Origin of the sequence: Anaeromicropila herbilytica (genome assembly GCF_016591975.1) — a bacterium.
Taxonomy (GTDB): Bacteria; Bacillota; Clostridia; order Lachnospirales; family Lachnospiraceae; genus Anaeromicropila; species Anaeromicropila herbilytica.
On record NZ_AP024169.1, the window covers coordinates 4072118 to 4084456 of the forward strand.

Annotated in this window: 8 protein-coding genes; all 8 read right to left on the reverse strand. The window is 34.7% G+C overall.

Annotated features, from left to right (window positions below):
• Nucleotides 1–11: 11 nt before the first annotated feature.
• The 8 genes from bsdtb5_RS17450 to bsdtb5_RS17480 all read right to left on the reverse strand — a co-directional run bounded on the left by bsdtb5_RS17450 (nucleotide 12) and on the right by bsdtb5_RS17480 (nucleotide 12314).
• The gene (locus tag bsdtb5_RS17450) at nucleotides 12–3212 is read right to left on the reverse strand and encodes a hypothetical protein (RefSeq protein WP_271713247.1); all 3201 of its coding nucleotides are present in this window, start codon (nucleotides 3210–3212) and stop codon (nucleotides 12–14) included.
• A gap of 513 nt (nucleotides 3213–3725) precedes the next feature.
• Nucleotides 3726–3803 carry a putative holin-like toxin gene (locus bsdtb5_RS21985; protein ID WP_408628630.1) on the reverse strand — a complete coding sequence of 26 codons (78 nt, stop codon included), beginning with the start codon at nucleotides 3801–3803 and terminating at the stop codon, nucleotides 3726–3728.
• Nucleotides 3804–3842: 39 nt separating this feature from the next.
• Nucleotides 3843–6509 carry a heavy metal translocating P-type ATPase gene (locus bsdtb5_RS17455; RefSeq protein ID WP_271713248.1) on the reverse strand — a complete coding sequence of 889 codons (2667 nt, stop codon included), beginning with the start codon at nucleotides 6507–6509 and terminating at the stop codon, nucleotides 3843–3845.
• A gap of 356 nt (nucleotides 6510–6865) precedes the next feature.
• Nucleotides 6866–7846, reverse strand: coding sequence for an ABC transporter ATP-binding protein (locus tag bsdtb5_RS17460; protein WP_334297414.1), 981 nt, complete (start codon nucleotides 7844–7846; stop codon nucleotides 6866–6868).
• Nucleotides 7827–8795, reverse strand: coding sequence for an ABC transporter ATP-binding protein (locus bsdtb5_RS17465; RefSeq protein WP_271713250.1), 969 nt, complete (start codon nucleotides 8793–8795; stop codon nucleotides 7827–7829). Before bsdtb5_RS17465 ends, bsdtb5_RS17460 begins: the two co-directional genes overlap by 20 nt.
• Before the next feature lie 14 nt (nucleotides 8796–8809).
• Nucleotides 8810–9643 carry an ABC transporter permease gene (locus tag bsdtb5_RS17470; RefSeq protein ID WP_271713251.1) on the reverse strand — a complete coding sequence of 278 codons (834 nt, stop codon included), beginning with the start codon at nucleotides 9641–9643 and terminating at the stop codon, nucleotides 8810–8812.
• 15 nt (nucleotides 9644–9658) lie between these two features.
• Nucleotides 9659–10606 (reverse strand): ABC transporter permease, encoded by a 948-nt coding sequence (locus bsdtb5_RS17475; RefSeq protein ID WP_271713252.1) that lies wholly within the window; start codon nucleotides 10604–10606, stop codon nucleotides 9659–9661.
• Nucleotides 10607–10682: 76 nt separating this feature from the next.
• Entirely contained in the window at nucleotides 10683–12314 is a 1632-nt protein-coding gene (locus bsdtb5_RS17480) for an ABC transporter substrate-binding protein (RefSeq protein ID WP_271713253.1), read from the reverse strand.
• Nucleotides 12315–12339: the final 25 nt, after the last annotated feature.

Here is a 12339-nt window from a genome sequence, read left to right on the forward strand (position 1 = left end):
CACTTACTCCCCTACCAGATTCTAATGACATCACCGCTATATAATGGCAATGATAATCTAGTCTCATAATCTTCATACAATCCGCCAATTCCTCTTAAGATACAAATAGGTACATAGTTATCCGTAATCTGATGTTGATTGATATAGTCACAAGAGATGCTTCGTTTTACCTGAATATTCTTTGTGATTCTTTCTGTCTTCTTAGGAAGTATGAATCCTTCTGAATTTAAGACATGCTCTAATGTTGTTCCAACAGGCACGATACGATCCGAACCGTTTACTCTGATTCGAATGCATGGTGTGATAATAGTTCTTCCCATAAAATATCCAGCACCAACCTCAGTATCGGTAATGGTACCACTACTTCGTAGCAACAAGGTTGCTTCCTCTAACTTGGAATATTGATCTGCAGCTATAATTGTCATATAGTATGGAAGCCTGCTTTCTCCATCATCGTTTGGCAAGAACAAATCAGTAGGAAGTACTAGACGGTAAAAGGCGCGGTGCATCATATCATTAGCAAGATCAATTCCACTCGCACCGCCAGCTTGCATTGACTGATTCTTCGTAGGTTCTTGTATTAACATTGCATTATTTGATATCGTTGTAAAGAAAGCGTCAAGGCCAAGATAATATCCTTGATCCTCAATATCCCTTTCCCTATTTGAGGCAATCTCATATTCAGCCACTGCATTGGCCATATAACCTGACTTATAATATCCACTTTCTGAGGTACAATATTGATTTGAAGCATATTCCACACGAAGGATCATTCCCGGTCTTAGATCGATTGCTCCTTCTTCCTCTCTATATCCTAATCCATAATAGAGACTATCTTCTGTAGACTGAGAAATAAACCTACCAATCAGATTCATGATAACGGTTAGATCATATGGCTTGATCTCATTCTCTTCTAGCCTCTTAATGAAATCCTTATAATCTTCTCTAATCTTTGCTCTTTGTTCATCCGTAGGAATCATTTGTATGATGGATAAGATATACTTACCATTCATCACATCTTTGTTTAGGGTAAATGAATCGTTTTCTACTGAATTAATCTCTCCTAGAATCTCAATTGGGATGGATATTCTACTATTATTAGAATAGATAGCTACTTTATTTTCTTCCCATGAATTCTGATCCTTATAATATAAATATGGCTTCTCTCGCTCTGAGGCAAAGAAATAAGCAGAGGATAATAAAGGTCTTGCAGTAGATTCTACCCCTTGGTATTTTTCTATGATTCTTCCATGGATTCTGTTTTCATTAACTCCTTCATAGATTGACTGAACGCTTACCATGTAGTCATCATCTGATAACGTACCTTGATAATAATTGTCTTTTTGGCAGAATCGTAACTCTTTTCCTTCTATCTCAGCCACAGAATCTACAACAATACACTCATCATGAAGTACTCTAGTTATCTTTAATAGATAAGTTACTTTCTCCTTCCTGATGTTCTCCGTTGTCTCTACTGAACTATCATTCAAAGAATTGATAAATCCAACTCTATTACTATTTAGGTCATTCCAACGAATCGAAGCAAAGCGTCCGTCAAAGTCTGCTTGCTCGATTACCAGTTCTTCGATTGGAATCTTAATAATTGGACCCTCTAATCTACCATCAAGACTTACAAGGCGAATAGAAAAATAGTCTACCTCACCAGGTTCTATATCAATTAAAGCTTCGGTTTCCTCTGTAAGAATCCAATCATTATTACGAAATTGGTACTTATACTGACAGCCTGGAACTTCCTTCCAAGATATTCTCGCTGTAGATGTATTATTTATTTTCTTTACTGTAGATTCCATTTGAACGAAACTAATTTCTACTTCACTTAGTAACGGTGTGACATAATCTGATATTCCAGCAGAAACAATACCATAGACTGCCTGAACGGCAACGCCTTGTACATCCTCTCCTAATTCATATAACGATATGCTTATCTTAGTATCATCTATAGAATAGATTAATTTCTGCCCATCACCCTTTTTGATATAGATTCGGTATAAATCAGCCTCCACATCGGTGAAGGATATCTCCAATCTACCATTTATATGTTCTAACTTAGTTATCCTTGGAGCCTCAGGATTGAAGGTACTAATATATAATGGACCTGAACTCTCATCGTGAATCTGTGATGCTGTAATTGTTATATTCTCATGATTAGAATCGATTTCTCCTAAGTCAAATTCCCCGTTCTCTCTTATATCAACGATTTGTTTCCACAACTTATCTTGATATATCACCTGATATTCCACAAAATATGCCTCTTGATTGTCATCTTGCACCTTTGAAGACACGATTAATCTATGATCCTCTGTCATCTCTATTTTATTTATCCTTGGAATACCCGCAACTAATCTTAACGAATTACTCTTCTGACCTATATAATTCTTAGAGATTTTACATACATATAAGCGATTTTTTCTCGCAGGATGAAGAGGTCTCTTTAGCTGTAACTTCACCTCTTGCCCAGAAGAAGTGACTATATATTCCTCCTTCTCATCATTTTCTTCAACCACAACCAGAAGTTCTCCATAATAGTTCTGCAGAAGGCGAAGTATTAACCTTCCATCTCTATCATAATAGGAACCTTGCAATGCAATACTTCCATGTAAGATGCTAATATCTTCATAAGCAGGTCCATAAGAGTTATCTTCCATCAGCGGAAGCAATTTTATCTTCCAAGGATTCTTATAAGATAATCCAATACTTCTCTTATCAATAGTTACCTTGCCGAATAAATGTGATATTCCCACATAAGTCTTATTAGTTATGATATCAGTAATTCGAAAAGCAATGGCTTTTACCCTTAATCTCCCTATAGTTTCCTTCCAAAAAATCGTCAATTGTTCATCATCCATCACGATTTTAACTTCTTCCAATGTCTCCATCAACACCTTTACTGGTATACTTTGGAATACACCATAATAAGTGATACAAGTTAAAATGATAGAATGATTGGAATTGGTATACGAATAATTACTGTCCTCAATTGTTAACTGTGCAATATGTTTTTCTTTATTTACTACCTGGCTAATGTTAGGTACTTTTTTATTCTCACGTAATAAGGTTAATTTACAATCATAATCCATTCCGAAGTGTTCTGAATAATGTACAATAAAAGTATGTTTTCCATTTTTCTTGCGGTATTTTACTTTACGTATCACTGGTAAGCGCGAATACTCCTGCTCTTCTTGATCTACCACAGACACACCTTTCTGATGAAGACGTTGACTTCATCTAACAAATTTACATTCTATTCAAATAGTGAATCAATCTCTTTTAAACCCGAATCTCTTTTCCTCCTTTCGAATAACCAAAAATCTAGACGTTTGTGAATCCATCACAATGTTGAATACGAGATGGTATGAATCATTGATATGAATAAACGAATTACAAACTATAATATTCATTTATTCGAAATAAGTTAAAAATATTCAAAGGCGCATTCGCTTTCTCTGTTTTGTGTAAATTGCCTGGCTAGATTTTGAAACAGGTCATTTGTCGGACAACTCAATCTATACATATATAAATATTAATTGGTTATAATAAAAAGAGTGCCAGCAATAAACTGACACTCTTAAAACTACTTGCATTATAAACCCAAGTGTTTTATAATCAAGTTATAAACTAATCAAAGGACTGTGAGAGGTCGATTGATTACTTAATCAGTTTTAAGCAGAAATAGTTATCCTACAACTTGCGAGGTAGAAGGATAGCTATTTTTTTGTTATCGATTTGATTATAAGTATAATCATGGTGATAAGTGCAATGATGAACATTCCAAACTCTAACATTAGACAAATAGGCTATTCTGATAGAACATACTCATTTTCTTATGAAAACAGTCCCTTTTTCACTTCGATTCCTTCTACTTCATATCCTGCATCTGTGATTGCTTTTGTAAGCACTTCATCACTTACTTCTTGGTCAAAACTAATTACTGCTTCTTTTTTCTTGAGATTTACTTGTGCGTTTACACCGTCAATCGCATTAAGCGCTTTCTCAGCATTTGCCTTACAATGATCACAGTGCATTCCATTAATTTTCATTACTTTTTTCATTTCATCGTCTCCTTTTATATTGTTAATAGAATTATTTGAGATATTATTTTCTCTAAAATCACTTTCTTGATTATTTACCTGATTGTTACTCTGTTGTTTGTTATTATTAGATATTGAATTGTTATCCTTATTCTCACTAGATGTATCACTACTGATTGACTTAAATCTAGGCTTAAAGAACTTAAGACGTAATGCATTTGATACCACACATACGGAGCTGACACTCATGGCAGCAGCACCAATCATTGGATTTAGCTTCCATCCAAAGGCATAATAAAATAGACCTGCTGCAATTGGTATTCCAATGATATTATAGAAAAAGGCCCAGAACAGATTCTCTTTAATGTTGCGAATCACTGCTTTACTTAATTGAATAGCAGTAACTACATCTAATAAATCACCCTTCATTAATACAACATCTGCTGATTCTATTGCGATATCAGTACCTGCACCAATTGCAATCCCAACATCCGCTCTAGTTAACGCTGGTGCATCATTGATTCCATCACCAACCATTGCAACTTTTCTTCCACTTTCCTGTAACTTTCTAACTTCTGCTTCTTTATCCTGTGGCATAACATCTGCAACTACACGGTCAATCGATAGGTTCTTTCGAATCGCCTCAGCAGTCTTCTTATTATCTCCGGTTAACATTACCACTTGAATTCCCATTGCCTTTAATTCACGTGTTGCTGCCTCACTTGTTTTCTTAATCACATCTGCCACACCGATAATACCAATTAAGGAATTCTCTTTTGCAAAATAAAGTGGAGTCTTAGCTTGATGTGCCAATTCTTCTGCTACTTGATGATTGGATATGGATTCTCCATTACTCTGTATATTCAGTTCTTGCATAAATGCAAGATTACCAGCATAATAAGTGGAATCTCCATTTCTTGCTTTGATACCTCTTCCAGATATCGATTCAAAATCCGTGATATCAAAAATATCAATCTCTTGTTCTCTTGCTTTTTCAACAATAGCATCAGCTAATGGATGCTCGGACAGTTTCTCTATGGAAGCTGCTACTTGCAATAGCTCTTTCTTACTCAGATTACCAAATGTAATGATATCTGTAACTTTTGGCTTTCCTTCTGTAATTGTACCCGTTTTATCAAGAACTACCGTATCAATCTTATGTGCAATCTCTAGGGCTTCTGCTGATTTGATTAGAATTCCGTTACTAGCACCTTTTCCTGTTCCAACCATTATGGCGACTGGAGTAGCTAACCCAAGAGCACAAGGGCAGGATATAACTAATACTGCAATTCCAATCGATAAAGAAAATTCAAAACTATGCCCTGTTAGCATCCAGTATGCAGATGCTAACACTGCTATTGTAATAACAATCGGTACAAATATTCCTGATATCTTATCTGCAAGCTTAGCGATTGGGGCTTTAGAAGAACTCGCATCTTCTACTAGTTGAATAATCTGAGCTAATGTTGTATCATCACCGACTCTGGTCGCCTTAAATCGGAAGGAACCTGTTTTATTAATCGAAGCAGCAATTACTTTATCTCCAACCTTCTTCTCAATTGGAATACTCTCACCAGTGATTGCTGATTGATCTACAGAAGAAGTTCCTTCTATGATTTCTCCGTCTACCGGTATGCTTTGACCTGGTCTAATTACTACGATATCGTCTATAACAACTTCCTCAATAGGAATCTCAATCTCTATTCCCTCCCTAGATACCGTTGCAGTCTTAGGGGCTAGATCCATAAGCTTAGTAATAGCTTCGGAGGTCTTACCTTTTGATCTTGTCTCAAGATATTTACCTAATGTTATTAGTGTTAGAATCGTACCTGCTGATTCAAAATATAAATCATGTGCGTACTTCATGACACGATCCATATCCATATGCCCGTATCCATAGCCAATCTGATAGATAGCAAAGATACCGTAAGCAACTGCTGCAAATGTTCCGATTGCGATTAAGGAATCCATATTGGGACTTAGCTTAGATAATGTCTTAAATCCTACGATAAAATACTTACGATTCACATAGATAATAGGCAACACAAGTAAGAATTGAGTAAATGCAAAAGTTATGGCATTCTCTTCTCCATGCATAAAATCAGGCAGTGGTAACTTTAACATATGCCCCATCGCAATATATAAAAGTGGAATTAGAAAGACAAAGGATGTAATTAGTCTTGTTTTCATCTCTTTTAGTTGTTCCTCAACTACGTTTCCACTACTCTTTTCAATCTTAACATTCTGCGCAGAATGTTCTTTGGCTCCATATCCTGCGGATACTACTGCTTCAATGATTGCTATATTATTGGTCTCTTCTTCCTTGAAAGCTACCGTCATACTATTAGATAGAAGATTAACATTAACATTCTCAATTCCGTCTAGTTTCTTAACGGAACGTTCCACTGCTGCAGAACAAGCTGAACATGTCATTCCTGTTATATCAAATTTTTGGTTCATAGTTCTCCTTTCTATGCAATTTCATATATTTTCACAAAGATTTTGCATCTCGGCATACCCCTATGGGGTATATTCAAATAATAAACCCTTATTAGTTGTTTGTCAAGCAATTTTGAAATAGCTCTTATTAGTTTTCTACCTCTTTTTTTCTAATATCTTTTATTAGTTTTTTATTATGGCTCATATTAGTTTCTTTTATCCTTTAACTTCTATGTGTTCGTTGCTATTCAGCCATATTGTCTGAAAGTAAAAAAAGCGCACAAACTGCTAAAAATAAGCAGTTTGGCGCATGAAGTTCAAGAGTTCTGCTAACGTAAAACACCTCGTGGTACAAAAGTCTGAAAAGCAACTATATTCTATCCCTCATATTGAAAGCACGCAACATAATGCCCCTTAGCTACCTCTTTCAATTTTGGTACTTCCTCTTTGCAGCGGCTATTTGCATAAGGACAACGATTACTAAATTTACATCCTTGTTTCACTCTAGTCATAACCTTATATTCCGGTATATCATCCTCCAAACAACGAACCCCAGGATCAGCTTCTAACATAGAGGACAGTAACATCTTGGTATAAGGATGTAATGGATTCTTATATAGATCATCTGCGTCTGATAATTCAACAAGATTGCCTAAGAACATAACTCCAATATTATCGCAGATTTGTTGCACCATTTGCAATTGATGACTAATGAAGAGGTAAGTTAATCCCAATTTGTCTTGTAAGCCCTCAAGTAAATGAACAATTTGCGCTTGTAAGGAAACATCGAGAGCAGAAATAGGCTCATCACAAAGTATGAATTGTGGGTTGATTGATAGAGCTCTTGCTATTGATATACGTTGCCTTTGTCCACCACTGAATTCATGTGGATATCGTAAGATATCATTCTTATTCATTCCTACCATCTCAAGGAGTTCACAGGCTCTTTCCTTTCTTTCAGACTTGTCATAGAGTTTATGTATCTCCATAGGTTCACATATAATATCTTTTACTGTATGGCTTGGGTCTAAGGAGGCATATGGATCTTGAAATATAGATTGCATCTTTTTTCGAATCGGTAGAAGTTCTTTTTCCTTTTGATATCCTATCTCAGTTCCATCAAATGTAATATTTCCACCAGTCAAATTATAATAACGCAAGATGCCTTTCCCGACTGTTGATTTACCACTTCCTGATTCACCAACTAATCCGAAGGTTTCCCCTCTTTTTATCGTGAAACTAACGTGATCTACGGCTTTTAGATACTCTGTATTGAAGGAGAAAAGCTTCTGCTTCTTTTGTCTAAAATATATCTGTAAATCCTCTACTTCAATCAAATTATTCTCCAAGTTTCTCACCCCTAACATAACATCTTACACTATGTTTATCGTTTTCTAAGTAATTATCAGGTAATGCTAATCTGCATTTTTCTATTGCATAGCTACATCGACTAAAAAAAGGACACAAATTTTCGTTTTCCTCTTCTGTAATTGTTTTTTCTATGAACCTTTCTAATGTTCTACCTGCTTTTGGCACACTAGCAATTAAAGCTTTTGTATATGGATGGCTCGGATGATAAAAAATATCTTCTGTAGTTCCTTCTTCCACGATATACCCTGCACACATAACGGCAATACGAGAGCACATTTGCGCTACAACACCTAGATCATGAGTAATCAAGATAATACTGGTATGAAGCTTCTTTTGCAGATCTTTTAGTAAATAAAGAATTTGTTTTTGAATCGTTACATCTAATGCTGTTGTTGGTTCATCCGCAATAATAATCTTAGGATTACTACTAATTGCCATCGCTATCATCACACGCTGGCGCATACCACCACTTAGTTCATGCGGATAACTCTTTAAATGACTCTTCGAATCTGCTATGCCTACTATGTCAAGTAACTCTATCGCTCGTTTCTTAGCATCTGATTTTGATATTTTCTGATTTCTACGAATCAGTTCCACTAATTTATCACCAATCGTATATACTGGATTTAAGGAAGTTAATGAATCTTGAAAAATAATTGATATCTCATTCCCACGTATCTTTCTTAATTCTCTGTTATTTTTCTCTAAGATATTATCCCCTTCAAATAGTATTTCACCATTTTTAATCTTACAGTTATCTGGACCTAATCTTAAGATTGATTTCGTAGCAACACTTTTTCCGCTACCAGACTCTCCTACAATTCCATAGATTTCGCCTTCCTCTATATGAAAGTTTACACCCTTAACTGCTCGAATTTCTTTACTTTCTTTATAAAAAGAGACCTCTAAATCCTTTACGCTTAATAGATGATTCATCAAATCCTCCTTCCTTATTTATGTTCAAATATTTTACGTAATGCTTCACCAAGATAATTGAAACTAATTACTGTTAACAAGATTAAAACTCCTGGAAATATTGCTAAATAAGGTGCTTTGATCATGTAACCTTGCGCATTATTAAGCATACTTCCCCAAGATGCTGTTGGTGGACGAATACCAAGTCCAAAAAAGCTCAGCGCTGACTCCATTAATATAGCAGAAGCAATATTTATTGTTGCTGTTACTATGATGGTAGGCATTATATTCGGTAATATGTGCTGTAAAATAATCTTTAATCTACTTTGTCCAGAGATTCGACTATATACTACATATTCCCTCTCCTTTAATGACATTGTTTCACCTCGAACGATTCTTGCAATACTCATCCAAGTAAGTAATCCAATGATAATAATTACATTTTTAATTCCTGGTTTCAGATAGGCATTCATTACTACCATGATTAGAAATGTAGGTAAACTCATTAGTGCATCAACGAAACGCATTAAGATGGCATCTATTTTCCCGCCCATATATCCGCTTATGGAACCAACAATAACACCAATCATCGTTGATAGAATCATAGAAAGAAAACCTACTAATAGTGAGGCTCTTCCTCCATATAAACACCGTGCTAAGTAATCTCGCCCCATATCATCCGTCCCGAAAGGATGTATGAGTGACGGTTTCGCTAATCGGCTTGTTACACTAATTGCATTCGCATCCACTGGGTATAAAAAGGCAAATGCAGAGGTTACTGTTAGAATAAGAATAATGATTACACCAATTACTGCTAATTTATCTTCTTTAAATCCTAACTTTAAGTTTTTCATTATATTGTCTCGCATTATATCACCTTCCTATCATCCATTGCTTCTTATTCTTGGGTCAATTACAACATATAAAATATCTGCTAATAGATTGCCTATGACGATTAAGAGTGCGGTAAACATAGTAATTCCCATAATGAGAGGATAATCAAATGTCATAACAGCATTTACGGCAAGTTGCCCTGTGCCTGGCCATGCAAATACTTGTTCCGTAATAATTGCACCTGACACTACTCCTTGCAGACTCATACCTAATACTGTAATCATTGGTAGGATAGCATTCTTTAGTACATGGCGATATAAGATGCCTGTCTCGGACATTCCATAGGCTCTCTGAACCGTTACATAATCACTTGATAGTTCTGTTATCGTACTACTTCTTATGTATCTCGTAAATTGTGATACGTTCGTAAAGGTTAACACGCAAGTCGGCATAATAAGATGTTTCATTAGATCCGAAAAGGTATTGATACCATCACTCCTCATACCAAGACTAGGCAATACGTGTAAATATACACTAAATAGATATATCATTATGATTGCAAACCAAAAAGTTGGAATGGATATACCAATATAGGAAAATATATTGATTATTTTGTCTACTAGTCCATTCTTATGCTTACCTGTATATAAGCCGATTGGAATCGCTAGAATTACAGATAACAAGAGACTGGTACCCATAAGCAACATAGTGGAAGGGAGTCTTTCTAGGATTTGATCTAACACTGGTCTATTATTAATTAAGGAATTACCGAAGTTACCATGTAAGATATTCTTAAGCCATATGATATATTGTATAGCGATTGGTTTGGTAAGTCCTAGATCTTCTCGAAGTTGATTAATATATTCCTCACTCATATTCGGTTCAACATAAGTTAGAACTGGATCTCCTGGTGCTATTTTGGTTAATGTAAAGCATAGAATAGAGACAATAAATAAAATAAGTATTGTTTGAAATAATCGATTTAATATTTTTTCCATAATAAATACGTAAGACTCTAGAAAGCTTCTATCCTACAAAGCTTTTAGAGTCTACGTTTTTTCACCTTCTTTTCTATTATTTCACTTTGTAAATTTTTGAGTAATCATAATATATTGTCTTTAATATTGCTTTATCAAAACCTGCATAGTCTTTATTTACAGCATAGAATCCATTCGAATATGCAATTGGGTAAAGATACATATTATCATTAATTTTTTGTTGTATCTGTTTATATACCTCTCCACGTTTTGTAGCGTCCGATGTTGTATTACCTTCGTTCCATAGATTATCTAGATCTTTGTCTTCAATATGTGAATAGTTACTTCTGCTTGAGCCGCTTGCAATATCAGCATATAAGCTTGGTTCTTCACCTAATGTATAGAATTGAAGTACAAGGTCGTAATCCTTTGAATCTTTTTCTTTTATTTTATTCTTGTAAGTAGATTCATCGAGTGGATATAATTCAATATTAATATTAATTTCTTTTAATTTTTCTTTAATATAAGTTGCTTCACTCTCCATTGTCTTATCTGTAGAGATATATAAGATATTTAGTTTTAGATTAGATTTACCAGCTTCTTTTAAAAGCGCTTTTGCTTTTTCAATATCGTTATCTTGCTTTGTTAATGAATCATCATAGTAAAGAGTATCCGGTGTAAAGATTGAGTAAGCTGCTGTCGCAAAATCGTCGGATAGGTATGCAAACTTAACTAATTCTTCTTTATTTAATGCATATGCAATTGCTTGACGTACTTTGACATCTTTTAGATTATCATTTAATTGATTAAATCCTAACGCATTCACACGTCCTGAATTGTAACTGTTAATATTTACGGTACCATAACTCTTTACCGTATCGTAATCTTCACTATTGATTAATCGACCTTGAATCTCACCATTTGCTAAAGATGCATTTGCAGAATTAGCGTCTTTTACTATTTTGAAGGTAATCGTATCTAGATATGGCTTTCCATCAAAATAATTATCGAAACGTTCTACTACAAAAGACTGACCTGGCTTATATTCTTTAAATTTAAATGGGCCACTACCAATTGGCTTATTATTTAAATCACTTTTACCAATATCTTTAACACCTTCATATATGTGCTTAGGTATGCAGTAGATTTGACTTAATCCACCTAAAAATCCTGCTGAAGCTGTTGGTAATTTGATAACTGCAGTTAAATCATCGACTTTTTCTACTTGAATTGCTTTACCATCTATGTATCCATAAGATTGGTAAGGTACATTTTGTTTCTTATCCACTAAAGTGTTAATTGTAAATACAATATCATCCGCTGTAATTGGCTCATTATCATGCCATTTTAGATTTTGTTTTAACTTTAGTGTAAATTCAGTTGAATCTTGGTTTGGTGTGATGCTTTCTAATAGTCCGTTCCCATAATAGATATCACCTTTTATTATTTCAAAAAACGGAACATAGATTGCTTGTTGAATATCAAAACTTGTTTGATCTACTACATATAATGGATTGATATTTTGAGGATCTGCACTTTCTGCAAGTGTAATATTACCACCATATTGTGGTTCGGTATTATCAGCTACGGCACTGGTTACTTTTTTATCATTGCTACCTTTGCTATTAGAATTAGCGTCCGTCTTATTAGTACTACATGCAGTTAATGAACTCACTAATAATGTTAATACCAAGATCATTAGTACTCTGTTTTTGTTTTTTTTGTACATGCTTTATGCTCCTTTAATTTATCCT

Excerpts from the sequence above, each read along its gene's own strand:
- bsdtb5_RS21985 (WP_408628630.1), bottom strand. The coding sequence starts at position 3,803 with ATGTTAGAGTTTGGAATGTTCATCATTGCACTTATCACCATGATTATA.
- bsdtb5_RS17455 (WP_271713248.1), bottom strand. The coding sequence starts at position 6,509 with ATGAACCAAAAATTTGATATAACAGGAATGACATGTTCAGCTTGTTCT.
- bsdtb5_RS17465 (WP_271713250.1), bottom strand. The coding sequence starts at position 8,795 with ATGAATCATCTATTAAGCGTAAAGGATTTAGAGGTCTCTTTTTATAAA.
- bsdtb5_RS17470 (WP_271713251.1), bottom strand. The coding sequence starts at position 9,643 with ATGCGAGACAATATAATGAAAAACTTAAAGTTAGGATTTAAAGAAGAT.
- bsdtb5_RS17475 (WP_271713252.1), bottom strand. The coding sequence starts at position 10,606 with ATGGAAAAAATATTAAATCGATTATTTCAAACAATACTTATTTTATTT.
- bsdtb5_RS17480 (WP_271713253.1), bottom strand. The coding sequence starts at position 12,314 with ATGTACAAAAAAAACAAAAACAGAGTACTAATGATCTTGGTATTAACA.